The sequence below is a fragment of the Streptomyces erythrochromogenes genome (genome assembly GCF_036170895.1).
In the GTDB taxonomy this organism is placed as follows: Bacteria; Actinomycetota; Actinomycetes; order Streptomycetales; family Streptomycetaceae; genus Streptomyces; species Streptomyces erythrochromogenes.
Genome location: NZ_CP108036.1, coordinates 5231564 through 5256590, shown reverse-complemented (window position 1 = coordinate 5256590; position 25027 = coordinate 5231564). Strand labels below are relative to the sequence as shown.

Annotated in this window: 19 protein-coding genes, 2 tRNA genes and 1 pseudogene; 9 read left to right on the top strand and 13 right to left on the bottom strand. The window is 72.8% G+C overall.

Annotated features, from left to right (window positions below):
- Nucleotides 1-52: 52 nt before the first annotated feature.
- The 3 genes from OHA91_RS24065 to OHA91_RS24055 are packed head-to-tail and all read left to right on the top strand — an operon-like array spanning nucleotide 53 to nucleotide 4139.
- The gene (locus tag OHA91_RS24065; RefSeq protein ID WP_328739989.1) at nucleotides 53-1222 is read left to right on the top strand and encodes a hypothetical protein; all 1170 of its coding nucleotides are present in this window, start codon (nucleotides 53-55) and stop codon (nucleotides 1220-1222) included.
- Entirely contained in the window at nucleotides 1210-2793 is a 1584-nt protein-coding gene (locus OHA91_RS24060; RefSeq protein ID WP_266500940.1) for a hypothetical protein, read from the top strand. The genes OHA91_RS24065 and OHA91_RS24060 overlap by 13 nt, the downstream gene beginning before the upstream one ends.
- Nucleotides 2790-4139, top strand: a complete 1350-nt coding sequence (locus OHA91_RS24055; protein ID WP_381629408.1) for an AAA domain-containing protein — start codon at nucleotides 2790-2792, stop codon at nucleotides 4137-4139. Before OHA91_RS24060 ends, OHA91_RS24055 begins: the two co-directional genes overlap by 4 nt.
- 16 nt (nucleotides 4140-4155) lie before the next feature.
- Here OHA91_RS24055 and OHA91_RS24050 read toward each other — a convergent pair whose 3' ends face one another.
- Nucleotides 4156-4638, bottom strand: a complete 483-nt coding sequence (locus OHA91_RS24050; protein ID WP_031145307.1) for a MarR family winged helix-turn-helix transcriptional regulator — start codon at nucleotides 4636-4638, stop codon at nucleotides 4156-4158.
- Between the two features lie 112 nt (nucleotides 4639-4750).
- On the opposite strand from OHA91_RS24050, the gene OHA91_RS24045 reads away from it, so the two are divergent.
- The 4 genes and pseudogenes from OHA91_RS24045 (at nucleotide 4751) to OHA91_RS24030 (ending at nucleotide 6680) form a co-directional block, all read left to right on the top strand.
- Nucleotides 4751-5335 carry an NADPH-dependent FMN reductase gene (locus tag OHA91_RS24045; RefSeq protein ID WP_031145305.1) on the top strand — a complete coding sequence of 195 codons (585 nt, stop codon included), beginning with the start codon at nucleotides 4751-4753 and terminating at the stop codon, nucleotides 5333-5335.
- Nucleotides 5336-5539: 204 nt separating this feature from the next.
- A complete protein-coding gene (locus OHA91_RS24040; protein WP_031145303.1) occupies nucleotides 5540-5884 on the top strand; it encodes a hypothetical protein in 345 nt (114 codons plus the stop codon).
- Nucleotides 5885-5991: 107 nt separating this feature from the next.
- A pseudogene (locus OHA91_RS24035) lies at nucleotides 5992-6616 on the top strand (bifunctional DNA primase/polymerase).
- Nucleotides 6607-6680, top strand: a tRNA-Lys gene (locus OHA91_RS24030). Before OHA91_RS24035 ends, OHA91_RS24030 begins: the two are co-directional and overlap by 10 nt.
- Before the next feature lie 43 nt (nucleotides 6681-6723).
- On the opposite strand, the gene OHA91_RS24025 is transcribed toward OHA91_RS24030, so the two are convergent.
- Entirely contained in the window at nucleotides 6724-7959 is a 1236-nt protein-coding gene (locus OHA91_RS24025) for a M6 family metalloprotease domain-containing protein (protein ID WP_031145301.1), read from the bottom strand.
- A 345-nt stretch (nucleotides 7960-8304) separates the two neighbouring features.
- Between OHA91_RS24025 and OHA91_RS24020 the strand changes: the two genes are divergently transcribed.
- Entirely contained in the window at nucleotides 8305-10188 is a 1884-nt protein-coding gene (locus tag OHA91_RS24020) for a putative bifunctional diguanylate cyclase/phosphodiesterase (protein ID WP_408059180.1), read from the top strand.
- A gap of 7 nt (nucleotides 10189-10195) precedes the next feature.
- On the opposite strand, the gene OHA91_RS24015 is transcribed toward OHA91_RS24020, so the two are convergent.
- The 5 genes from OHA91_RS24015 to OHA91_RS23995 all read right to left on the bottom strand — a co-directional run bounded on the left by OHA91_RS24015 (nucleotide 10196) and on the right by OHA91_RS23995 (nucleotide 16914).
- The gene (locus OHA91_RS24015; RefSeq protein WP_328739988.1) at nucleotides 10196-12445 is read right to left on the bottom strand and encodes a hemopexin repeat-containing protein; all 2250 of its coding nucleotides are present in this window, start codon (nucleotides 12443-12445) and stop codon (nucleotides 10196-10198) included.
- 137 nt (nucleotides 12446-12582) lie between these two features.
- Entirely contained in the window at nucleotides 12583-12843 is a 261-nt protein-coding gene (locus OHA91_RS24010; RefSeq protein ID WP_328739987.1) for a DUF397 domain-containing protein, read from the bottom strand.
- Entirely contained in the window at nucleotides 12803-13651 is an 849-nt protein-coding gene (locus tag OHA91_RS24005; protein ID WP_266500926.1) for a helix-turn-helix domain-containing protein, read from the bottom strand. The genes OHA91_RS24010 and OHA91_RS24005 overlap by 41 nt, the downstream gene beginning before the upstream one ends.
- Nucleotides 13652-13809: 158 nt before the next feature.
- Entirely contained in the window at nucleotides 13810-15495 is a 1686-nt protein-coding gene (locus OHA91_RS24000; protein WP_328739986.1) for a glycosyl hydrolase family 18 protein, read from the bottom strand.
- Between the two features lie 255 nt (nucleotides 15496-15750).
- Nucleotides 15751-16914, bottom strand: a complete 1164-nt coding sequence (locus OHA91_RS23995; RefSeq protein WP_031145291.1) for an LLM class flavin-dependent oxidoreductase — start codon at nucleotides 16912-16914, stop codon at nucleotides 15751-15753.
- Nucleotides 16915-17165: 251 nt separating this feature from the next.
- Between OHA91_RS23995 and OHA91_RS23990 the strand changes: the two genes are divergently transcribed.
- Complete coding sequence (locus tag OHA91_RS23990) at nucleotides 17166-17924, top strand: IclR family transcriptional regulator (RefSeq protein ID WP_328739985.1); 759 nt, start codon at nucleotides 17166-17168, stop codon at nucleotides 17922-17924.
- An 86-nt stretch (nucleotides 17925-18010) separates the two neighbouring features.
- On the opposite strand, the gene OHA91_RS23985 is transcribed toward OHA91_RS23990, so the two are convergent.
- The 6 genes from OHA91_RS23985 to OHA91_RS23960 form a co-directional block, all read right to left on the bottom strand.
- Nucleotides 18011-18084: transfer RNA gene (locus tag OHA91_RS23985), tRNA-Lys, on the bottom strand.
- 48 nt (nucleotides 18085-18132) lie between these two features.
- Nucleotides 18133-18789, bottom strand: coding sequence for a LuxR C-terminal-related transcriptional regulator (locus OHA91_RS23980; protein WP_031145287.1), 657 nt, complete (start codon nucleotides 18787-18789; stop codon nucleotides 18133-18135).
- A complete protein-coding gene (locus OHA91_RS23975; RefSeq protein WP_266500916.1) occupies nucleotides 18771-20039 on the bottom strand; it encodes a sensor histidine kinase in 1269 nt (422 codons plus the stop codon). The genes OHA91_RS23980 and OHA91_RS23975 overlap by 19 nt, the downstream gene beginning before the upstream one ends.
- 240 nt (nucleotides 20040-20279) lie before the next feature.
- Nucleotides 20280-22040, bottom strand: coding sequence for an AMP-binding protein (locus OHA91_RS23970; protein ID WP_328739984.1), 1761 nt, complete (start codon nucleotides 22038-22040; stop codon nucleotides 20280-20282).
- Between the two features lie 26 nt (nucleotides 22041-22066).
- Nucleotides 22067-22660 carry a lytic polysaccharide monooxygenase auxiliary activity family 9 protein gene (locus OHA91_RS23965; protein ID WP_266502648.1) on the bottom strand — a complete coding sequence of 198 codons (594 nt, stop codon included), beginning with the start codon at nucleotides 22658-22660 and terminating at the stop codon, nucleotides 22067-22069.
- Between the two features lie 202 nt (nucleotides 22661-22862).
- Complete coding sequence (locus tag OHA91_RS23960) at nucleotides 22863-24653, bottom strand: SPFH domain-containing protein (RefSeq protein ID WP_328739983.1); 1791 nt, start codon at nucleotides 24651-24653, stop codon at nucleotides 22863-22865.
- Between the last annotated feature and the right edge of the window lie 374 nt (nucleotides 24654-25027).

Below are 25027 nucleotides of genomic sequence, written 5' to 3'. Positions count from 1 at the left end.
CGTTTCCGCGCTCCGCACACGATTGTCAGTGGCGGATGGGACACTTCCGCGGGTGAGCTCTTACCCGCCCAGCAGCCCCGCGCAGCCGACCACGCTGCGGCAGCGGCTCGCCGGCCTGCGAGGCCCCTCCGTGCCGCCCCGCCCGCTCGACGCCCGGGCGCTCGCGGCCCTCGCCGCCAACCCCGGCTGCGGCAGACGCGCACTGCTCGACGGCGCCGGTGTGGACAAGAACGCCCTCGCCACGGCCCTCGGCTCGCCCGCCGCCTTCGGTCAGTCGCAGTTCGCCATCGTCCGCGGGAACTCCTTCGAGGCGAAGGTCAAGGGCGACGGCGGGGCCGAGCTGCTGCGGCTGGTGCACGCGCACCTCGACACGGCCGCCGAGCCGCCCGGGGCCGGCGCCCTGGTCCCCGACCTGACGGCCGCCGGGCCGGAGGGCCGCGCCGCCCGGACCGCCCTCGCCCTGCGCGAGGCCACCTCGGCGAAGGACTGGACCCTGCTGGACCACCCGATGCTGGCCCTGGAGGTGGCCGGCACCCCGGCGTACCTGGAGCCGGACGCCGTCGTCGTGCACCCCGACGGCCGCTGGACCGTGGTGGAGATCAAGTCGTTCCCCATGATCGACGCGGCCGCGGACGCGGCGAAGGTGGGCGCGGCGGCCCGCCAGGCCGCCGTCTACGTCCTGGCCCTGGAGCGGATCGCCGGGAAGCTGGCCGGCGCCGAGGTCGGGCACACCGTGCTGCTGGTCTGCCCGAAGGACTTCTCCAACCTGCCGACCGCCGCCCCCGTCGACATCCGACGCGAGCGCTCGGTGACCCGCCGCCAGCTGGACCGGCTGACGCGGGTCGAGGAGCTGGCCGCCGCGCTGCCCGAGGGGCTCAGCTTCGACCCGGAGCGGACCGCCGAGGAGCTGGCCGAGGCGGTGTCCGCGGTGGACGCCGCCTACGCGCCCGAGTGCCTGGCCGCCTGCGAGCTGGCCTTCCACTGCCGGGAGCGGGCCCGCGCCGCCGACGAGGTGACGGCTCTGGGCCGGTCCGTACGGGGCGAGCTGGGCGCGCTGACCACCGTCGAGGAGGCCCTCGCGGCGGCCGCCGGCGCCGGCTGCGCCGAGGACCCCACCGCCGCCGCCCTGCACCGCGCGGCCCGGCTGCGCGCCGAGGCGCTGGAGCCGGCCGCCGCCCTTCCCCGTCCGCACGTCCCGGAGACCCCCGAATGCCCCTGCTGAGCACCCTGGCCCGGCTGGAGGCCGTCCGCGCCGGCCGCGCCCAGCCGCTCGCGACGGTGCGCCACCGCCACCTGAGCGACAAGCCGCTCGTCTTCGTGCCGCTGACCACGGCCGGTGAGGCCGGAGCCCCGCTGGGCGCGCTGGTCGGCACCGATCCGAACGAGCCGCGGGTCTTCGTGATACCCCAGCCCCGCGACCGGGACCTGCGCTGGGCTTTCCTGGCGGACCTGGCGGTCCACGTGCTGGCGCACATCGACGCGTACGCCGACGACGTGGAGCCGGCCGAGCGCAGCGAGACCGACCCGGAGACGGGCAAGCGGGTCAAGGTGGAGACCGAGCTGTGCGTGGACGCCCCGCAGCTGATCGTGCCGAGCCGGGCGGGCATCGAGTACGTACGCCTGCTGGGGCGGTCGATGCGCTTCCGGCGCACCGCGGAGGAGGATCCGGACAATCCCTATCCGGCGCCGTCGAGGGTGCCGTTGCTGGGCCGCTGGTTCACGCACCTCGGCGAGCGGGCTCGGGTGCCCGGGTCCTCGATGCTGCTGTCGGCGACGGACCTGCTGTCCCGGCACTGGGCGACGGGCCAGAGCAATCTGGAGGACCAGCACCTGGGCGCGCTCATGGCGTGGATCGCCCCGCCGCCGGGCGGGTCGGGGGCCGAGGCGGCCCTTCGTGCGGAGCTGGGCCGTGACGAGCACGGCCAGTTGCTGTGCCCGCCGGCCGGCCCGGCGACCGATCCGGCCTTCGACAACAAGCTGCTGGCGCCGGCCATCGCCCGCTACGACGCGGCGCGCGCGGCCCTGGCGGCCGGGTCCGGGGACGACGACCGCGAGGTGCGCACGGCCGAGCGGGCGGTGCGCCGACTGGTCGTGAACCAGATGTCGAGCACCTGGTGGGCGACGTGGGAGGCGATCGACCTGGTCCGCGCGCTGCCGCCGGGCGAGCGGGCGGAGGAGCGCTGGACGCGCGACCGCTGGTCGTACACCGGGCACCGGGACCGGGTACGGGCGGGCGAGCCGCCGCAGCCGCGCCGCGACGACGCGGTGACCGCGGCGCAGAAGCTGGCCACGCGGGAGACGGAGCAGGTACGGCTGGACGCGCAGGAGGCGCTGGACGATCCGCTGGTCATGGCGGGGCGGCGGCTGTCGGGCGAGGCGTTCGCGGGCGAGGTCACCGAGGTGGTGATGGAGTGGACGGAGTCGAAGCGGCCGAGTCCGCGGCCGCTGGTGACGGTGTCCACGGAGGACCGGCCGCAGCTCGCGGACGGCGCCGGCACGAAGGTGTACCGGTCGCTGGACGGGCGACCGCAGAGCGCGCAGTTCGTCCGTTTCGAGGAGGGCGGGCAGGTGGTGCTGCGGCTCCTCGACAAGATGGGGCGCGGCCGGGACCCGGAGCCGGGTTCCGTGCCGGAGGAGGGCGACCGCGTGTGCTGGACGCTCTTCGAGCACGACGCGCGCGGCGGCCCGAAGCTCCCGGACCCGGAGCAGACGCCGTGGACCCATGGCGGCCCGCCGGGGTCCGGGGCCGCCGTCCACCTTCCCGATGCCGTCACCGACGAGGACATCCTGTGACTCCTGTGTCCGCGCCCGCCGCCTTCGACCCGGGTGCCGCGGCCGCCCGGGCGACCGCCGCGATCCTGCACGACACCCTGCACGGCACCGAGCGGGGTGTCGTCGTCGACTCCCCGCCGGGGGCCGGCAAGTCCACGCTCGTCGTCCGCGCGTCCCGGGAGCTGGCCGCGGCGGGGCGCCGGCTGATGGTGGTGGCGCAGACGAACGCTCAGGTCGACGACCTGGTGCTGCGGCTGGCCGACAAGGATCCGGAGCTGAAGGTCGGCCGGCTGCACAGCAGTGAGGGGGACTCCTACGATCCGGCGCTGCGGGAACTGCCGTCGGTGACCCTCTCGGCCAAGCCGGGGGACCTCGCGGAGCTGCCGATCACCATCTCCACGGCGGCGAAGTGGGCCTTCGTGAAGGACGTCGAGCCGTGGCAGCACGCCATCGTCGACGAGGCGTACCAGATGCGCTCCGACGCGCTGCTGGCCGTGGCCGGGCTCTTCGAGCGGGCGCTGTTCGTGGGCGACCCGGGCCAGCTGGACCCGTTCAGCGTGGTCGGCGCGGAGCAGTGGGCGGGGCTGTCCTACGACCCGTCGGCGTCGGCGGTGAGCACGCTGCTCGCGCACAACCCGCAGCTGCCGCAGCACCGGTTGCCGGTGTCCTGGCGGCTCCCGGCGACGGCGGCGCCGCTGGTCTCCCGCGCGTTCTACCCGTACACGCAGTTCCGCAGCGGTACGGGTCCGGGCGACCGGAAGCTCTCGTACGGGGTGCCCTCGGACGGGTCGGGCCCGGACCGGGTGCTGGACGAGGCCGCCGAGGCGGGCTGGGGCCTGCTGGAGCTGCCCGCGCGGCACACGCCGCGCACCGACCCGGAGGCGGTCGGCGCGGTGGCCCTGGTGGTGCGCCGGGCCCTGGACCGCGGTGCGGTGACCTCCGACGAGCAGACCTCGGGCCCGGTGGCACTGACGGCCGACCGGATCGCGGTCGGCACGGCCCACCGCGACCAGGCGGCCGCGGTCCGGGCGGCGCTGGCCTCGCTCGGGGTCTCCGGCGTCACGGTGGACACGGCGAACCGGCTGCAGGGCCGCGAGTACGACCTCACGGTGGTGCTGCACCCGCTGTCGGGGCGCCCGGACGCGACGGCCTTCCACCTGGAGACGGGCCGGCTGTGCGTGCTGGCCTCGCGGCACCGGCACGCCTGCGTGGTGGTGGCCCGGGCGGGCATAGCGGAGCTGCTGGACGACCATCCGTCGACGGAGCCGGTGCAGCTGGGCGTGACGGTGAAGTTCCCGGACGGCTGGGAGGCGAACCACTCGGTCCTGGCGCACCTGGCGGAGCACCGGGTGTCCTGGCGGCCGTAGGGGGCGCCCGGTCCGTTCAGTCCCTGCCCTTGCGGTGGGCGGAGAACCGGTGCCGGAACACCTCTCCCACCTCGGCCAGGGTCTGGAGCTGCTGCGGGCTCAGGACGTCTATGAGGTGGCGGCGCACCGATTCGACGTGGAGCGGGGCGGCGTCCGTGATCGCGGCCACCCCGGCCCCGGTGAGGACCACCTCGGCGCCCCGGCCGTCGCTCGCGACGTCCTCGCGGCGGACGATGCCGCGCTGTTCCATGCGCGTGAGCTGGTGGGACAGCCGGCTGCGGGACCACTGCATCAGCTCGGCCAGTGCGCTGATCCGCATGCGGTGGCCGTCCGTGGAGCCGAGTACGGACAGCACGTCGTAGTCGGCTTCCGAGAGCCCGCTGTCCTGGCCCAGGTCGCGTGCGATCTCGGCGTTGACCAGCGGGAACATCCGCCGCCACGCGTACCAGGCGTCCTGCTCGGCCTCGGTGAGCCAGCGGGGCTCGGATGCGGGGGTCATGTCTTCCACTTTAGCCAGATCGGTGACACATCATCTACCTTGTTGACACGTCACTCACATAACGCTTTGATAGATGACACATCAACAACCGTACCGACCGGGAGTCGCTTCCATGACCCGCCTGCACGTCGTCTCCGCCGCCACCCGCCCCACCTCCTCCGGCCGCCCGCTCGCCCAGTGGGTCACCGGCCGGGCCCGCGAGCACGGCGGCTTCGAGGTCACCCCCGTCGACCTCGCCGAGATCGCACTGCCCTTCCTGGACGAGCCCGAGTACGCCTCCACCGGCAACTACGCCCACCAGCACACCCGCGACTGGAGCGCCCTGGTCGACTCCGCCGACGCCTTCCTCTTCGTCCTGCCGATGTACAACGGCGGCTTCACCGCGCCCTTCAAGAACGCCATCGACTTCCTCTACAACGAGTGGAAGGGCAAGCCGGTCGGCATCGTCAGCTACAGCGCCGGCCCCACCGGCGGCGCCCCGGCCGCCGAGATGCTGCTCCCGGTCCTGACCCGCCTCGGCATGCTGCCCGCCGAGCACTCCGTCGCGATCCCGGGCATCCCGAAGCTGATCGGCGCCGAGGGCTTCGAGGCCCCCGAGGCCCTCGCGGGCGAGCTGGCCGCCGTACTGGCCGACGTGGCCGAGCTGGCGGCCCGGCGCGAGGCGGAGCTCGCCGCGGCAGCCGTCGCCACCGTCTGAGCGGCCCCCGGCCGGGTGGTCTTTCCGCAGTGCGCGACTGACGGCCGATCACCTGAGCGACTCCCCCGCCACTCGGTCCGCCCCTCTGCACGCGCGCCCCATCGGCCGCACAGGTGTTCCGACCCGTCGGGGCGCGCTCTTGCGGGGCGTTGGACAATGGACGGTGGCCCGGAAGGATTTCGCACGCGCAGCAGGAGGACAGGAATGGCAGAGCCCGAGCGGACCGAGCGACGGCTGCGGCCGGCGCCGCTGCTCTTCGAGCCCTCGGAGGCCGTGGCGGATCCGGAGCACTTCTTCGACCTGGAGTCGATCGAGGACCCGCGCGAGCTGCTGGCCCGTGCGACCGAGCTGACGCTGGCCTTCCGGGCGGCGCAGGAGCGGGCGGTGGAGTTCCAGGCCCTGGCCGCGGCGCAGCTGGCGGATCCGCGGCGCTTCGACCGGCTCACCCCGGGGGCCATCGCCGAACGGGCGGAGTGGACCGAGGACTACGCCCTCAAGATGATCGAATTCGGCGAGACCCTCCAGCGAGGCCGCGCCGACCTGGCGTGACAGCCGACTGTCATATGCGGGGGCAATGTACTCCAGACCTACTCGCCCTGTCCGAGTTTTCGGTAACTCCGGGAGTTCGGATCGCTACGGCGGGTAGACCTTGGCATATGACGACGCTGACGACGGCCCACGGATGCACCGCCCTCCACGCGCCCGGCGAGCGCACGCGCACCGCGCCCGCCACGCACGTCACTCCGCAGGGAGCCGCCTGGCTCGCCTCGGCCTCCGCGCACCCCCGGCGCACCCTGGCGCTGTGGGAGGCCCGGCCGGGGCTGCCGGCGACGCTGCCCTGCGGGAACGCCTTCGACGTCGTCAACGTCCCGCTGGTCCTCGGGCGCCGCGTCCTGGACCTGCTCTGGGCCGAGGGCCCCGGCTCCGGGCCGGTCGCCGTGCACCGCGGCCGGATGCTGCTCTTCGCAGCCCCCGGCACCGCCCACCGGCTGCCCGCCCTGCTGGCGTGGGAGGAGTGGGGGGCCTCCCGCAGCGCCCCGGCGCCCCTGTGCCACGGCCGCGGCGACGCCGTCACCGTGCCGCCGCTGGCCGCCGTCCCCGGCCCGTCGCGGTGGCTCGTGGCCCCCGATGCCCGGGAGCCCTGGCTCCCCGGGCCCGAGGCCCTGCTCTGGGCCTTCGTACGGGCGGCCCGCACCGCCGCAGCGACGGGACCTGGGGATATCGATTTTTCGTTCCGCCGATCCTCCTGCTAATGTCTTCCTCGTCAGCAAGCGCCGCTAGCTCAGTTGGTTAGAGCAGCTGACTCTTAATCAGCGGGTCCGGGGTTCGAGTCCCTGGCGGCGCACAGACGGAAGAAGGCCCCCCACGCGAGTGGGGGGCCTTCTTCGTCATGTCGTGATCTTCACCGTGTACGCGCCGGACCGGGTGCGGTCGGCCACTTCGATGGTGATCCGCTCCCCCGGTACCGTGTACGTCTCGCCCACCTCCAGCGGAGCGTCCGCCAGCGGCGGGTACACCGAGCGGTCCCAGCAGGCCTCCGTCTGCGGGTGCGCGTCCAGCACCTCGATGGGGCCGCCGCCCGACGCCGCCTCGTTGCGCACCCGGTAGACGAGGACCCCTTCGGTGCAGGTGTCGCCGTCGTTGCCGGACGAGCCACGCGCCTCGACGGCGATCGCGCTGCCGGGCCCCGTACGGACGACGGCGAGCCGGGTCCCGCCCGTGCCGCCGCTCGGCGGGGCCTGCCCCAGCGGCTGCAGGGTGTGCAGCGACGAGCCCGACTGCACGCAGTCCACCTGGGAGGCGTCCAGCCAGCCGAGCTTCCACTTGTGCCAGGCGAAGAGGTCCGGGGACATCCCGAACTGGCTGCCCATGACGTCCCAGTCCCCGACGTAGGTGTCCCAGTCGCCCTTGCCGTCCGTGGGCCGGTGGTAGAGGTCCGGCAGGTCGAAGACGTGCCCGGTCTCGTGGGCCAGGACGTTGCGGTCCGGCGGGTGGCGCTCGAAGACGGTGACGATCCGGCGCAGTTCCGCGCCGTCCGCGACGATCGGGCGGTCGAAGTTCACGACCTTCGTGGCGTCGGAGTCCACCCCGGGTGCGTCCGGGTCGGCGACGAAGTAGACGACGTCGTACTTGCCGAAGTCCACCCGCGCGTCGGCGGCGGCGACCGCGTCGCGCAGGTAGGCGGCCCGGTCACCGGGGGCCCAGTCACGCTTTATCCCGTACGCGGTGGACGGCCGGGGCATCTGGATCCACTGCTTCTGCGGGTGCGGGACCAGGCGGAACCGACCGTACGAGGCCTGCTCGAAGAAGTCGCTGGTGGCGGGGAAGTAGTCACGGGTGAGCAGTTCGGGCGTCAGGGTGCCCTGGTGGTCGGGGAAGGAGAGGAAGACCATCACCGCGTCGAGCGTGCGTTCGGGCTTGGGGTAGGCGCCGTTCCAGGTGTCCAGCCCCAGGGAGTGGTGCGCCCTCGTGCGGGTCAGTGCGCAGGGCCCGGCACCCGAGTCGGCCACCGCGGGACCCGCGACGAGCGACATGGCGGCGAGCGCCGTCAAGGAAGTGAGCGCCGCGGCGGTACTTCGGACGCGAGAGCGGTCCACTCCCCCGGGTGTCTGCTGTCGCGTCACATCGACCTCCGGTGGTGGATTAGTACCTGTTTAGCCACCTTGAGGCGATTGTCTTACTAATGCCCAGTTCCAGTGCCCCGCACGAGTGAGGGGCGAGGCAAGCCGGTGACCCCCGGACTTCACGCGGGTGCCTACAGAACGTCACGACCGATCACCCGGGATCAGCAGGGACCCCGTCCCGCTCATCGGCGCGCAGAAACGATCACGCGATCTTGGTCCGACGATCCGTCATCACGCCGAACTCCCGCGTCTCAACCGGTGACGCCGCTGGATAGGGCCTCCCGGCAGCCTCTATGATCGGCACACTTTCCTGCACGGACACTCACGAACACTGCGGGGCCAACGGTGAGCGGAACCTCAGAAGGAACCGGTTCGGCGGCCGACAGCATCCGATCGGCCACTACGGAGCGTCACCCGGCAGTGCCGGCAGTGCCTTCGGCGCCCCATCGCGCCGAGTCCGAGCTGCGCGACTACCGGGCCGCCTTCAACGCGGCGCACCTCGCCATGGCGGTCGTGGACCGCGAGGGCTACGTGGTGACGGCCAATCAGGCCTTCGCCGGCCTGCTGGGCAGCGAACCGCACCTGCTCGTCCACCGCTGCGCCGCAGACCTGGTGGACCTGGCCGCGGAGGCCCGCACCTGGGCCGCCTACCAGGAGGTCCTGCGCGGCCGGCAGGCACGGCTGCGCTGCACCCGCCGCCTCAAGCACCCCGACGGGCACTCGCTGTGGACCGAGGTCACCCTGGGGCCCGTACCGGGTACCGGGAACGTCCTGCTGTCCGTCTCCGACATCAGCGACCGGCGCGACCTCCAGGCCCGGCTGCGGCACCTCCAGATGCACGACCCGGTCACGCGGCTGCCCAACCGGGCGCTGTTCTTCGAGCGGCTCTCCGCCGCCCTGGAGGCGTCCTCGTACGACCACGGGGGCGGCACCGGCCGGATCGGCCTGTGCTACCTCGACCTCGACGGCTTCAAGGCCGTCAACGACACCCTCGGCCACCGCGTCGGCGACCGGCTGCTGACGGCCGTCGCCTCCCGGCTGACCCAGTGCGCCGACCAGTCCGGCTACGGGCGCACGGGCGGGCACCTGGTCGCACGGCTCGGCGGCGACGAGTTCGCCCTGCTCGTGGAGGACTCCACCGGCACCGAGCAGCTCGCGGACCTGGCGCGCAGCGTCCTGGCCGCCGTACAGGAGCCCTTCGACCTGGCCGGGCAGCGGCTGTCGGTCTCCGCGTCCATCGGCGTGGTGGAGCGGGCCACGGACGGGACCTCGGCGACGGGGCTGATGCAGGCCGCCGACACGACCCTGTACTGGGCCAAGGCGGACGGCAAGGCCCGCTGGACCCTCTTCGACCCGGAGCGCAACGCGCACCGCATGACCCGGCAGGCACTGTCGTCGACGCTGCGTCCGGCCGTGGAGCGGGGCGAGTTCGCCCTGGAGTACCAGCCGCTGGTGGACCTGGAGAGCGGTGCGCTGCGCGGCGTCGAGGCCCTGGTGCGCTGGCGGCACCCGCAGTTCGGCACGCTGACGCCGAATCGGTTCATCGGCATCGCCGAAGAGGACGGGTCCATCGTCCAGCTGGGGCAGTGGGTCCTGCGGACCGCGTGCCGGCAGGCGCGCCGCTGGCAGATCGAACAGCCCAGCGACACCCCGGTCTTCGTGTCCGTCAACGTCGCCGTGCGGCAGGTGTGGGACTCGGACCTGGTGGGCGACGTCGCGGAGATCCTCGCCGAGACGGGCCTGGCGCCGCAGCTGCTCCAGCTGGAGCTCACCGAGTCTGCGGTGATGGGCTCCGCCGGAAGGCCGCTCCAGGCCCTCCAGGCGCTGAGCGACATGGGCGTCCGCATCGCCATCGACGACTTCGGCACCGGCTACTCGAACCTGGCCTACCTCAGCCGGCTACCGGTCTCGGTGCTGAAGCTGGACGGCTCCTTCGTACGCGGCTTCCGCTACGACGAGGGCGCGCACCCGAACCCGGCCGACGAGACCATCGTCGAGGCCCTGGTCCAGCTCGCCCACCGGCTGGGCCTCACGGTGACCGCGGAATGCGTGGAGACCGCGGGACAGGCCGCGCGGCTGCGCCGAGTCGGCTGCGACACGGGCCAGGGCTGGCTGTACTCCCGCGCGGTGGCCCCGGACGTGATCGCCCGCATGATCGGCCGCCGGGTGGAGGCGGCGACGACCGCCGCCTCCGCGCCGGACGAACCGGCCGCGCACCCGCGGGTCTGAGCAGCGCCTATCCGGTGCGGCCCGGCAGGCCCGGCCAGTTCGACCCGATGGGCAGCGGATAGCCGTCGTCGACGCGGTCGGCGGCGATGTCGTACCGCATGTACTGGGAGCCCTTGAAGAAGTACGCCTTGCCGTTGTTCCACACGATCCCGGCATCGACCCCGTCGCCCCACAGGCCGGGCCAGTACGGGTTGACCGGCAGGGGGTAGCCGGGGTCCACCCGGTCGGCGGCCACGTCGTACCGCATGTACTGATCGCCGCGGAAGAAGTACGCCTTGCCGTTGGGCCACAGGACGGCGGCATCGATCCGGTCGCTCCAGAGTCCGGGCCAATTGCCGGCGATCGGCTTCGGGTATCCGGGGTCCACCCGGTTGGCCGCGATGTCCCAGCGCATGTACTGCGGGCCGCGGAAGAAGTACACCTTCCCGTTGGGCCACGGGATGCCCGAATCCACGGTGTCCCACAGGCCCGGCCAGTTCCCGGCGATGGTCAGTACGTAGGCGGGGTCGATGACCCGGTCCTCCGCGATGTCGTAGCCCCTGTAGAGGGTGCCACGCATGAAGTAGGCGTTGCCGTTGTTGTACATGATCGCCGCGTCGATGCCTCCGCCGCTCCAGAGGCCTGGCCAGTTCTCGCCGATCGCCCGGGGATAGGCCGGCGCGACCCGGTCTGCCGTGACGTCGTAGCCGACGTACTGCCAGCCGCGCATCAGGTACGCCTTGCCGTCGTTCCACATCACAGCGCCCTGGATGCCGTCGCCCCACAGGCCGGGCCAGTTGCCGGCGATCGGCTTGGGGTATCCGGGGTCCACCTTGTCGGCTGCGATGTCGTAGCGCATGTACTGGTCGTCGCGGAAGAAGTACGCCTTGCCGTTGTTCCAGACGATCCCCGCGTCGACCCGGTCGCCCCACAGACCGGGCCAGTACTGGCCGGTGGGCAGCGGGTAGCCCGCGTCCACCTTGTCGGTCGCGATGTCGTAGCGCATGTACTGGCCGTCGCGGAAGAAATACGCCTTGCCGTTGGGCCACACCACACCCGCGTCGACCCGGTCGCTCCACAGACCGGGCCAGTTCGGGTTGATGGGCAGCGGGTAGCCGGGGTCGACCCGTCGGGTGCCGGGGTCGATTCGGTAGTACTGGCCACCCGCGAACACGTACACCTTGCCGTTGGGCCAGAAGACGGGCGCGGTCAGCATGCGGAGGCTGAGCGTTTCGACGAAGGAGCTGTAGTTGTCGGCATTCTTCGCCGCCTTGTCCGGGTTGCTGATCGCGAGGGTGCGCGAGGCCGGCAGGCCGTAGACGATGTCGTCGGTGTCGACGTTCGTGGCCGCGTGGCTCCACTCGTGCACGATGGCCCCGAACCGTGAATCGGTACCGGTCGCCGGCATCCCGTAGAAGGCCGGACAGACGTAGACGGTGTCCGATCCGAGGTGGGTGTAATTGGTGGTGTTGGCCCCGCAGCTCGGAGGGCTCAGATCGTAGGTGATCCGCCTGTTCATCCAGGCGCGGGTCCCGGCCATGCGGTCCCGCACGGTCTTGTGGCGGGAAACGCTGTCCGCTCCGAACCATTCCCTGTAGAGGGTGTTGTCCGTCCGACCGCTCCAGCTGTCCAGCTCGGCAATGGACGCGTCCAGCCATGCGCACGCGTTGTCGTGCGCGGCGAACACCTCGGCGAATCCAGGGGGAAGGGGGAAGTCCCGCAGCAGGGCCGACGGCCGTTCCGTGTCCGGGTCGATCACGATCCGCCGGGCGCCGTCCCTTGGCTGCTCGCTGCGCGCTCGCTCTCCCGCCGTGGAGCGAGGGGGGCCGTCCGGCAGGAGTTCGAAGGACGTACTGACCGGGCCGAGAGTGAGTCCTTGGTGCTCGTGCCTGGGGCGTGCGGTGATGACCTCGGTCCCGACGGCGGGGATGACGTCGGCGAACCGCACCAGCAGGGTGACCTCGTACCCGCCGGGCTCGGCCAGCGCGTACGACATCGATATGTCGAGCTCTTCGACGATGGTCTCGCCGACGCGAAGGGTGCGGTATGAGTCGGCATCGGGGTCGGTGCGGCTGACCATCCGCCCGTCGTAGGGAACGACGTCGTCCCCGTACCGCACCTCCAGGAAGTTGAAGACTTCACCTTCGAGCGGGGTGTTCCAGACGAGCAGCCTGTAGTCCCTGTCGCCGACGTTCTCCAGCTCGAAGGTGAAGGACACCGGTTCGCCCCGGCTGTAGGTCGGGGCTCCGCGGATCGCCAAACGGAAGTCGTCGCGCATGGGTCGACTCCTCACGCGAGGGGAGGGAGGAACGGCGAGCCCTGACCGGAAGAAGTCCACGGAGGCTCCACAGGCCCGCTCTTCCAGCGTCGACCATTCCCGACGGCCCCGCATCCCAGGGCTGACGGGCGATTGCCTCAGAGACTCCGCACCAAAGCGGCGAACGCCTCCGGGGCGATGGTGAAGGTGGGCCCGTCGGGGTTCTTGGAGTCCCGCACCGCTACTCGGCAGGGCTGAGCGGCCACCTCGACGCAGTCGCCGCCGGTCCCTCCGCTGTAGGAAGCCTTGCGCCAGGCGGCGCCGCCGAGGGGTGCGCACTCGACGCACTCGCCGCCGTTGGAGCCGCTGTAGGACGACTTACGCCACTGTGCGCCCGTCAGCTTCTGGATGCTTGCCATAGCGTTCCTCCATTACGCGAGCGATCAGCTCAGCCGACGCCCGGAGTGGGAGGGCCTCGGCTTGCAAGCGAGCGTAGCCGACCGAACGCTCCTTGATCACTTGCGCGTTGGCCGTCATGTGCCCGGAGTCGTAGCTCTCGCTGTAGTGGATGTCCGGGGCGCCGTCGAAGCGCAGCAAGGTGAACGAGCCCATCATCCCAGCGTGCTGCCCAGCGCTGAAGGGCAGCACCTGGATTTCCAGCCATCGCCGCTCTACGAGACCCAGCAGATGAGCCAGTTGGCCGCTCATCACCTCGCGGCCTCCGATCTGCCGATGCAGAGCTGCTTCATCAAGCACCGCCCACAGCACTGGCGGGCTCTCCCGCTTCAGAATGCGCTGTCGATCCATGCGTGCCGCCACAGCGGCATCGAGCTTGTCGGGCTTCTCAACCCCGAGAACGGCCCGCGCATAGGCCTCAGTCTGGAGCAGCCCGTGGACCAGCTGGCACTGGTAGGTGGAGATGAACGCAGCTTGGCCCTCCATCTCCGCGTACGGCTGGAACCAGCTCGGCAGCTGGCTGCGCAGGACGAGCCCCACCAGGCGGGAGAACACTCCACCCGTACCCAGGGCCGCATCGACCCGCTCCGAGAAGTCCCTGGTCGGGACGCGGCGGCCGTTCTCCACCATGCCGATCAGGGAGCCCGTGCAGAAGATGATCGCGCCCAGCTGCGACTGCTTCAGGCCCGCTTCCTCTCTCAGCCGGCGCAGCTCGTAGCTGTAGTAGTCCAGCGGCGAGGCGCTGGGATCGATGTCGCGGGCCAGGACCATGGAACGGCACCCCCAAGCGGGAAACGGGCTTGTGGCCGAGCGTAACGACACCGCTACCACCCGGTGTCCGAAATTCGGCAACCATGTCACACACCTCCGCCCCGCCCCCGGGAGAGGGGGCGGGGCGGGGGCGTCGCTCGGCGCGGGGTGGGGGGAGATCAGCAGGCGCCGAGGTCCTTCCAGACACCCCATTCACCGGTGGTGCCCGGCGTCTCGTTCTGCGTCCACCACTGGGCCTTGTACTTGCGGCCGTTGTGGGAGACCTCGTTGCCGGCGGTGTAGACGGTGCCCGCGACGTAGGCCAGCGTCGAGCCGCAGCCCGTGGTCGGCGGGGTCGTCGGAGGAGTGGTCGGCGGGGTGGTCGGCGGCGTCGTGGGAGGCGTGGTCGGCGGGACCGTGGTGCCGCCCAGGGCGTCGGAGATCTGACCCAGCAGCGTGGCGTTGTTGTCCAGGCCGAGCAGGGAGTACATCATCGCGCCGGCCAGGCCGCGCTGCTTGCCGTAGTCGACCCGGGCCTGGATGGACTTCTGGTTCAGGCCGGTGAAGAACTCGCCGTCCTTGTAGAAGTACGAGGACTTCGACTGGTCGTCCCAGAAGGTGGTCGCCGCGTTGTCGACGATGCCGCCGAGCTCCTTGTAGTGCGCGATGCCCGCCTGCTGGCTGAGCGGTCGCGCGGCGGAGCCGCCGGTCGCGGTCTGGGCGAGGCCGTTGGTGGTGCCGGCCGGGACGCCCTTCCAGCCGCGGTAGTAGAACTCGTAGCCCAGGGTCAGCTTGTTGGCGGGGAAGCCGCCGGGGATGCCGTAGGCCGGGTTGCCGTCGATCCAGGAGTCGATGGCGTTGTCGATGCTGTACTTCTCGGTGCCGGGCGCGATCGGGTCGGTCGGGTCGGCCGCGGACGGATACAGCGGGGACTGGTGGTACGTCGGCCCGTCGCCGTCCCAGGCGCCGTGCATGTCGTACGTCATGATGTTGGCGTAGTCCAAGTACTGGCCGATCTTGTCGGTCTCGATGTACTTGATCTTGTCCTGGCCGGCCGGGAGGGCCGCGGTGAGCATGTACTTCTTGCCGCCGTTGGCCGCGCCCTCGGCGTCGAGCTGCTTGCGGAACTCCTGCAGCAGCAGGGTGAAGTTCTGCTTGTCCTCGGGGCCGTAGTGGTTGCCCAGGTGGCCGCCGGAGGAGCCGGGGTACTCCCAGTCGATGTCGATGCCGTCGAAGATGCCGGCCGCGGTGCCGGCGCCGCCGAAGCCGCCCTCCACCGGGAGGTCGCCCTTGATGTACTGCTTGATGCAGGAGGCGACGAACTTCTTGCGGGAGGCGTCGGTCTTGGCCGCGTCGTGGAAGTACTTGGAGTACGTCCAGCCGCCCAGCGAGATGTTGATCTTCAGGTGCGGGTACTTCGCCTTCAGTTCCTTGAACTGGTTGAAGACGCCCACGATCGGCTGGTTCCACGTGTCGGCGACGCCGTCCACGCTGTCGGCCGCGCCGAAGGACTTCTGGTAGTCGGCGTAGCTGTCGCCCGCGCCGTCACCGGCGTTGGGGTTGTTGTCGTCGCCGGCCGCCTTGTTCGCCTCGAAGCAGGTGAGCTCGGTGGGGTGGATGTTGCCGAACGAGTAGTTGATGACGTCCAGCTTGCTCGCTATGCCCCGGGTGTCGAGGTGCTTGGGGTAGAAGGCGTTCCCGTACACGCTCCACTGGTCGTAGTAGGCGATGCGGACGCCGCCCGCAGCGGCTCCGGCCGCGGCGTCGGCGGCCTGGGCGGTGCCGAGTCCCGCGAAGGAGGCAAGCGCTCCGGCTGCCAGCGCGGCCGTGGCGGCGGCTGCGGCGAGGGGTTTACGGATGTGCATGAACTGCCTCCGGGGGGCTGGGAGGAGAGTGCTGGAGGTTCGGGTGAGAGAAGTGATAGCGATCACTCCAGCCCCGCGTCAATGGTTCGGACCAAAGAAGGACTAGACCACTCCCGTGCCATTTACCCAAGTCAGAGACTTGAGCGCGCATCAGAAACCGCTCGCCACCCCGGGTGACGAGCGGTTTAAGGCTCCCTTGAGACATGCTCCGGCAAGGTTTCGGCAACAAACCAGCCAAACCCCGTTCCCCTGCGGTCAGTCGGCCTCGGGCGCTGCCGTCGGCATGCCGTACGCATCTGCGACCAGACCGTACGAGCGCAGTCGCGCGGCCCCGCTGTGGGCGTTGGCGGTGAGCATCAACTCGTCCGCGCCGGTGCGCTTGGCGAGGCCGTCGAGGCCGTCGGCGACCGCGTCGGGGGTGCCGTGGACGATGTTGGCGAGCCAGCCGTCCACGAACTCCCGCTCCAGCGGGGTGTAGGGGTAGGCCGCCGCCTCCTCGGGCGTGGGCACCAGCCCCGGGCGCCCGGTGCGCAGCCGCAGCATCGACAGCGCGCCCGTGAGCACCTGGGCGCGGGCCTCCCCGTCGGTGTCGGCGGCGAGCGCCGAGACCCCGATGACGGCGTAGGGGGCGTCCAGGACCGCCGAGGGTCGGAAGCTCTCCCGGTAGAGGTCGAGAGCGGGCAGGGTGCCGGCCGCGGAGAAGTGGTGGGCGTAGGCGAAGGGCAGGCCGAGCTCGCCGGCGAGCCTCGCGCTGAAGCCGGAGGAGCCGAGCAGCCACAGCGGCGGCCGCCCGGCCGAGCCCTGCACCGGGCCGGGTACGGCGTGCACGCGGGCGTACGGGTGCCCGTCGGGGAAGTCGTCGTCGAGGAATCGGGTGAGCTCCGCGAGCCGGCGCGGGAACTCGTCCGCGCCCTCTTCGATGCGTCCGGGCCCGCGCAGTGCGGCGGCGGTCCGGCCGTCGGTGCCGGGGGCCCGGCCGAGTCCGAGGTCGATCCGCCCCGGGGCGAGCGCCTCCAGGGTGCCGAACTGCTCGGCGACGGCGAGCGGGGCGTGGTTGGGCAGCATCACGCCGCCGGAACCGAGCCGGATGCGGGAGGTGTGCGCGGCGAGGTGGGCCAGGATCACGGCCGGCGAGGAACTGGCGACGCCGGGCATGGAGTGGTGCTCGGCGACCCAGTGGCGGTGGTAGCCGCGGGATTCGGCGAGGCGGGCCATGGCCACGCTGGTGCGCAGGGAGTCGTACGCGGTGCTGCCGGCGCCGACGGTGACGAGGTCCAGGACGGACAGCGGTACGGCTGCCCGGCCGAGGGCGGTGCCCCGGATACCGCTACCACCATCGCTACGGCTCTCCTGCGCGCCGCCGGTCCGGCCGTCGGGCAACCCGTTCGCCCCGCCGCTCGCGTCCCCGGTGTCACTCATCGTCGCTCCCGTCCCGTGCTCCACGCCCGCACGACGTCCGTGCGAAACCGTACGAAGAACTCGAACCGTGAGGGACCGCCCGGCATTCCCGGTACCGCGGGGCCGTGCGCATGCCTGTGGCATATGCCAATGGCGTAGATCCAGGCAGACAGACGTGATCGAGCCATCAATCTCCCCAACAGGCGCTCCACATGGGCCTCTTGATGGCTATCGTGGTAGGGCAAGCGGTAACAACCTGCTAGGGGGAAACCGTGGCGCTGAAGCCCGAGCCGACCGCGCCGTTCCACTCGGTGCAGTACGCACTGCGCGTACTCGAAACGATCGCACGGCACGCCGGTGGTGTGACCGACGTGCAGATCGCGCGTGAGACCGGCCTGCCCGCAGTCCATCTCGCCCCGATGCTGCTCATGCTGCGCCGGGAGGGATACGTCCTGCAGGTGGCGGACGGCGCGTACGCCATAGGGGATTCCCTCGTCCTGCTCGGGTCCGGCACCGACCGCCAGCAGGCCCTGACCGACAAGCTCCAGGAGACCCTCGACCGGCTGCGCGACTCGGTCGGCGCGGCCGTCTACATCAGCCGGTACGTGGACGGCGAGGTCAGGATCACGCAGTTCGCGGACAGCCCGCGTACCCCGAAGGTCCACGAGTGGGTCGACTTCCGGTCCGCGGCGCACGCCAGCGCGGTCGGCAAGTGCCTGCTCACGCAGCTCGACCTGAACGGGCGGCGCGACCACCTGTCCCGACACAAGATCGCCCGGCTCACGTCGAAGACGATCGTGAACGAGCGGATCCTCTTCTCCAAGCTGGACGCCCAGCCGGCCACCGTTCCCATGCTGGACCTGCAGGAGTACGCCGTAGGCACGGTCTGCGCGGCGGTCCCGATCACGGCGGGCGCCTCGGTCGGCTGCCTGGCGCTGTCGATGCCGGTCGAGCACGCGCACCGGTTGCGGGCCGCGGCCGACACCCTGAACCGGAAGGCCGCACCGCTGCTGCTGTCGCTCACGCTCTAGGACTGCGCCGGGCCCGGCGGGGCCGGTCCGGGCCGGAAAACACTGCGGGCGGTTCCCGGTGAACCGGAAACCGCCCGAAGGACAGGTGCGCCGCCAGGGACTCGAACCCCGGACCCGCTGATTAAGAGTCAGCTGCTCTAACCAACTGAGCTAGCGGCGCCTGCTGACAGAGAAAATACTACCCGGTCCTCGGGGGTGCTCCAAACCATTACCCGCGCAGGTAGGCGAGGACCGCCAGCACCCGGCGGTGGGTGTCCTCGGCGGGCGGCAGGTCCAGCTTTCCCAGGATGTTCCCGATGTGTTTGCCCACGGCCGCCTCGGACACCACCAGCTCCCTGGCGATGGACCCGTTGGACCTCCCCTCCGCGACCAGGCCCAGCACCTCCCGCTCGCGCGGGGTCAGCGCGGCCAGCGGATCGCGCCGCCGGCGCAGCAGCTGGCGCACGACCTCCGGGTCGACCACGGTGCCGCCGCCGGCCACCGTGACCACCGCGTCGAGGAACTGCTCCACATGACCGACCCGGTCCTTGAGGAGGTAGCCGACGCCGCTGCCGTCGCCGGAGTCCAGCAGGTCGGCCGCGTACGAGCGCTGCACGTACTGGCTCAGCACGAGGACGGGCAGGGCCGGGCGGGCCGTGCGCAGCTCCACGGCGGCGCGCAGTCCCTCGTCGCCGAAGCCCGGGGGCATCCGCACGTCGGTCACGACGATGTCCGGGTCGTGGGCGGCGACGGCCGTGCGGAGCGCGTCCGCGTCCCCGACTGCGGCGGCCACCTCGTGGCCGAAACGCGTCAGCAGACCGACGAGCCCTTCGCGGAGCAGGACCCCGTCCTCGGCCAGGACGATCTTCAAGGGCTCACCGGGCACGGGATCTCCAGGCTCAGGACGGTGGGGCCGCCGGGCGGGCTGGTGATCGTCAGTGTGCCATCGAGGACCGCGACCCGGTCGGCCAGTCCGGTCAGTCCGGAGCCGGTGGCCGGATCGGCGCCGCCGCGGCCGTCGTCGCTCACGTCGATCAGGAGCGCCTCGCCGGTGTGCCGGGCGGTGAGGGCGGCGCGGCCGGCGCCGCTGTGCCGGCCGACGTTGGCGAGGGCCTCGCAGACACCGAAGTACGCGGCGGCCTCGACGGACTCGGGCAGGCGCGGCAGGGCGGCGGACAGGTCGGTGGCGACGGGGACGGCGGAGCGCTCGGCGATGTCGGCGAGGGCGCCGGTGAGGCCGTAGTCGGTGAGCACCTGGGGGTGGATGCCGTGGATCAGTTCGCGCAGCTCGGCGAGGACCCGGCCGGCTTCCGCGTGGGCGGTGGCCAGCCGGTCGGCGAGCGGGCCGGGCGGGGCGTCGAGGCGGGCGAGGCCGAGGGCCATGGTGAGGGCGACCAGCCGCTGCTGGGCACCGTCGTGGAGGTCGCGCTCGATCCGGCGGCGCTCGGACTCGAAGGCGGCGACGAGCCGGGCGCGGGAGCGGGTGACCTCGGCGAGCCGGGCGCGGAGCTCGCGCTCGCGGGGCGCGAGGAGGGCGCGGGTCAGGGCGGCGCGGGCCCCGGCGAGGGCGCCGAGGGGGTGGAGGAGCACGGGCAGGAGCACGGCTCCGGCGGCGGCGAAGGCCAACGCCCCGGGCTGGGAGGTGACGAGCCAGAGCTTGAGCACCTTGACCTCGCCGTCGGCGGCGAGGGCGAGCTGGAGCGGGGTCGTGAGCAGGAGGAGGGGCAGGCCGAGGAGGGCCGCGACGGCGGCGAGGTCGACCCACCAGAGCACGAAGCCGTGCAGGACGGCGTAGGCGAGCTCCCGCCAGGTGGCCTGCTCGCGGTAGCGCAGCCGGGCCCAGGCGAGGGGGCCGGGCTCGGCGGGTGTGCGGTGGGGGGTGGGGGCGGGGTCGGCATCGACGATCCGCAGGCGGCGGCGCTCGACGGCGCCGGTGGGGAGTCCGGCGAGGCCGAGGAGGGCCAGGAGGGGGAAGGCGATGACGCCGACGGCGGCGAGCAGGACGAGGCCGAGGAGGAGGGGCGGGCCGGTGAGGGCGCCTCCGGCGAGGTACCCGGCGGCGCGCCAGGGCCAGGCGGACCGGAGGTAACGGCCGCGGGCCAGGGCCTGCCAGGGGGTGCTGGCGTGATCGTCCATGCGGGCACGCTAACGGCGGTGCCCGCGCCGTGACCATGGCCCCAGGGGGCGGGCGGAGGGTATGGCCGGCCCTACCCCTGGCCCCGGCGGGCGGCTGCGGCTGTGTCGCTGCGCGGAGCCGGGATCCGGGGCAGTGGTGCGGTGGCCGCTGCGCGGGGCTCTCTCCCCGCCCCGCCCTTTCTCCGTTTCCCGGGCGCTGCCCGGACCCTCCCCCGGCTACCGCCGGGAGGTGCCCCCTGCTCAATCGCCGGCGGAGCTGACCGTTCCAGCCTCGCCGGCGTTCGAGGCGCGGGGGTTCGGGGGCAGGGCCCCCGCAACGGCGGTGCGCGCCTGGTGCTGCAGGAGGCCGCGGCGGCCTTGGGCTTCGTACCGGGCCAGGAGGGCGGACCGGGCCGAGGCGGTCAGAACGGTGTAGCCCCCGGCAGGGGTGCGGTGCCAGACCGGGTCTTCGCAGTGGAAGCCGGCGCGGCGGAGGGCCACGCGGTGGACCTTGTTCGTCGCGGTGACCGGCATGCGCGGGACGATGCGGACGTAGCGCGGGGCCATCTTCGTGCCCAGGTCCGGCTGGCGGGCGAGGAAGGCCTCGAAGGCCTCCGGGGAGAACACGGCACCGTCCCGGAGGGACAGGGCCGCCATCACCTGGTCGCCGGCGACCTCGTCCGGGACGCCGTAGACGGCCACCGCGGCCGCGTCCGGCCAGCGGGCCAGGATGTTCTCGATCACGGCCGCGGCGAGGTTCTCGCTGTCGACGCGGAGCCGGTCGTCGGTGCGGCCGGCGAAGTAGAGGAAGCCCGCCGCGTCGCGGAAGAAGAGGTCGCCCGTCCAGTACCAGCCGTCGCGGGTGCGGTCGGCCTCCGCGTCCGGGTTGCGCCAGTAGCCCTCGAACAGGCTGCGGCCCCGGTTGACGAGTTCGCCGATCGCGGCCGAGCCGTTGAGGAGGCGGCCGTCCCCGTCCAGGACGGCCGGAGGGCATTCGGTGCCCGTCTCCGGGTCGATCACCGCCAGGTCGTCCCCCGCGCCCGCCCGGCCCAGGGCGCCCGGCGGGGTGTCCGGCGTCCGCTGGACGGAGGCGCCGCCCTCGGTGGCTCCGTAGCCCTCCACCAGGCGGACCCCGAAGCGTTCGGCGAAGCGTGCCGCGTCCACCGCACCGGCCTCGGTGCCGAAGCCGAGCCGCAGGCGGTGGACGCGGTCGTCGGGGCGGGGCTCGGTGGCCAGGAGGTACTGGATCGCCCGGCCGACGTAGGTGAAGTAGGTGGCGCCGTAGGCCTGTACGTCGTCCAGGAACGCCGAGGCGGAGAAGCGCCTGCGCAGCGCCACCGCGGCCCCGCCGACGAGTGCCGGGAGCCAGTCGGCGATGACGGCGTTGCCGTGGAAGAGCGGCATGCAGACGTAGTGGACGTCGTCCGGGCCGACGGAGAACTGGCGGGCCAGCGAGGCTCCGGCGGCCGCGAGCCGGCCCTGGCTGCAGATGGCGGCCTTCGGGGCGCCGGTGGAGCCGGAGGTGAAGTAGAGGAGGAGGCGGGAGTCGGGGCCGGGGGCGCGCAGTGCGGCCTCGCCGGGCTTTGCTGCGGCGTAGGGCGCGAGGAGGGCCTCGTACTCCTCGGTGCCGGTGACCAGGACCCGTACGCCCGGCAGGTCCAGGCCGCGCAGCAGGGGCAGGTGGGCGGGCTCGGTGATCAGGAGCCGGCAGTCGGTGTGCAGGATGTCGCGGGCCAGCTCGGGGCCGCGCCGGGTGGGGTTGATCCCGGCGACGGCGGCCCCGGCCAGGGCCGCCGCGCCGAGCCAGAACGGGAACTCGGGGGTGTTGTCGAGCAGGACCCCGAGGTGCGGCTCGGCCTCCGCGGGCATGAGGTCGACGAGGAGCGCGGCGCGTGCGGCGGCTTCCTGGGCGGTCCGGTGGTGGGTGAGGACACCATCTTCGTGTTTCAGCCCGGGCCGGTGGTCGCCCCATTGGCGCGCTATGAGCTCCGCGACGGTTTCGGGTGCTGTCGTCGTCCGCATGCCGCCGGAGGGTAGCTGACGTACCGTCAGAACTGAACGTCCGAGCAGGCGTAGAAGGCCATCGGGGTGTCGTTGACGGTCCAGACCGCCAGGATCAGGTGCCGGCCCGACTTGCCGCTCGGCATGGCGCCCTGGTGGACGGTGGTCATGGCGGGGCGGGCGCCGTTGTAGGCGACGGTGAGAAAGGGCTGGGGTTCGAGGTCGGCGCGGGTGAGGGCCTTGGTGCCGGTCCAGCCGTTCTTGGTGACGTAGTACTTGAAGTCGGTGGTGGAGTGGTTGGCGGTGAACTGCCACCGGAAGGCGTAGCTCTGGCCGCTGGTCACCTTGGTGGTGGGCCAGGCGCCGCCGCGCGGGTTGTCGAGCTCGGCGAACTGCGAGAGGCCTCCGGAACATATCCTGCCGTCGGCGGGGCCGGCGGCCGGGAAGCCCTTGAAGCCCTCGACGCTCTGCGGCTCCCACTGGATCGCGCCACAGTCGGACACGGTCTTGTTGGCGCAGAGCTTCTGGCGGCTGATGGGGGTGTCGGTGTAGCCGTGGCTGCTGGCACTGGGGGCGCCGATGAGGGTGATTCCGGCGACGAGGCCGAGGCCGAGCGCGGCGACGCCGGCCCGTCCGGGCATGCGGACGATACGCATGATGCTCCTTGAACGTGGGGGGAGTTCGGCGAGCGCGCGCGTGTGGGGATTCAGGTCTAGACCAAGTCCCAGATTATTGACGAGAGTTGGCCATGTCCATACCAATGAGAAAACGGGTGGTCCGGTCGCTTCCGGCCACCCGTTTCCCGTCGTGATGCGTGATGCGTGAGGCGTGATGCGCGTCCCGCTATTCGGTGCGGCCCGTGCAGAAGGCGACCGTGAGGTCCCTCACCAGGGCCTTGCGCTCGTAGTCGTCGAGCTCGACGAGTCCGCGCGAGGTCAGCCGGTGCACGGTGTCGTCCACCGCGTCCACCACCGAGGTGAGCACGGTGTCCCGGTGCTTGGCGTCGATCGCGGCGACCCGGCGGCGGCGCATGGCCTCGGCGACCTCGGCCGCGTACTCGATCCGGGTCGGCTGGGCCGAGAACACCTCGATCCCGACCGCCTCGGTCTCGGCCGCCAGCATCCGGGTCAGCGCGTCGCCGACGGCCTCGGCGTCGCGCAGGGTCGGGGCGTCCTCGTGGAAGGCGTCCGCCGGGAGCTGGGACAGCACGCGGGCCATGGCCGACTCGACCTGCTCGGCGAGGTACTCGGTGTGGTCCGCGACGGCGAGCGTGGCCCGGGCGGTGTCCTTGACCTGCCAGACGACCTGGACGACGACCTGGAGGGCGAGGCCGCCGGAGTCGACGGCGGGCATCGGGTCGCTGCGCCAGTGGCGCAGGCGTACGTCGACCCGGCGGCGCAGCAGGAGGGGGCTGACCCAGGTCAGGCCGGTACGGCGGACCGTGCCGCGGTAGCGGCCGAAGAGGGTCAGCACCCAGGCGTGGCCGGTACGGGCCCGGCCGAGGCCGCCGAGCGCCACGAGGGCGACGATGCCGAGGAAGGCGAGCGGCGGCCAGTGGGTGGCGCGCAGGCCGTGGTAGGCGCGGGGGGCCGCACCGAAGGCGGCCGCGAACGCGTCGGGGACGGCCCCGGCCCGCCAGAGCACTGCCGTGCAGCCGGCCAGGGCGAGCCCGCCGACGGCCACGCCGACCCAGCCGGGGAGCACCGGGCCGCGGTGCTCGCGGAGGCGGTCGTCCCCGCGGGGGACGCGGCGGCCGGGGGTGGGACGCGCGGGGCGCGCGGGCGGGGGCGTGGCGGCGGGCTCGCGCTTCGGCAGGAGGGTGGTCGACGCGGCCCGGAACGGGAGGCTCACCGGTACCTCGGTGACGGCGGTGCCGCGGTGGGGGGCGGAGACGTGCGGGAGGTCCTGCGTGTCGCCCTCCTCCATGGCGCGCGCCACCGCCTGGGCGACGATCTCGGCGACGCCGGGGCCGGGCACGCCGGAGTCGGGCGCGGTGTCGGGTTCCTCGCGCCGTTCGTCGTCCTCGTGCTGCGGGTGCGGGTGCGGGATGTACGGGCTGTCGGGCGCGGAGTCGGCCGTGGTGTGCACGGGCTCGGGCTCGGACTCCCCCCGCGCCGCGGGCACGGCCGCCGCCGTGGGCTCCTGCGCGGCCGGGCCGGAGGCGGGAACGCCCTCCGCCCCCGCCGTCGCGCAGCGCCGCGCGGACCCGTCCGCCGGATCCGCGCCGTGCCCGGCGAACGCCGGTGCGCCGCCGGCCCCCGGGCCCGTCGCCGGAGGCGGAGCCTGCCCGAACGGCGCCGGGGCAGGGGCCGCCCCGGGCTCCGCCGCACGCACGGCACGGTTCACGGCGGGCCGCTCCAGCGGCGCGGGTACGGCGTGCGGGGCCGGCGCGGCCACCCGGTCCGCCGCCCGAGACGCAGCCTCACCGGCAGGCGCCGGAACGGCAGCGGGAACGCCCTCCACTCGCGGGGCGGCGGTCGGCGTCTCCAGCGGCTCCGCCGCACGCGCCGGTACGGCGAGCGAGGCGGGGGCGGGTTCGGCCGACGGCTCCGCGGCGCGGGGCGAGGCGTACGTGCCGAGCGGAACGGCCTGCGGGGCCCACACCGCGGGAGCCGCACCGTCACCCGGTTCCACCGGCGCGGTGTGCGGAGCCGCCGCGGGCGCCGAGACAGAGGCGGGGACGGCCTCCGGGCTTCCCGCCCGGGGCGGAGCCTGACCGGTCGGGCCCTCCATCGGCTCCGCCGACGCGGCATACGGCGCGGGGACAGCAGCGGGCACGGACTGCGGAGCGCCCCGGTGCGCCGCTCGGGACGAGGCCCAATCGGCCGGGCCGTCCGGCGACTCCGCCGGCGCGGCGTGCGGTGCGGGCCCGGAGGCAGGCACGGTCTCCGGGCTTCCCGCCCGGGGCGGAGCCTGACCGGTCGGCGCCGGAACCGCGTGCGGTGCGGGCCCGGAGGCAGGCACGGTCTCCGGGCTCCCCGCCCGGGGCGGAGCCTCCCCGGCAGGAG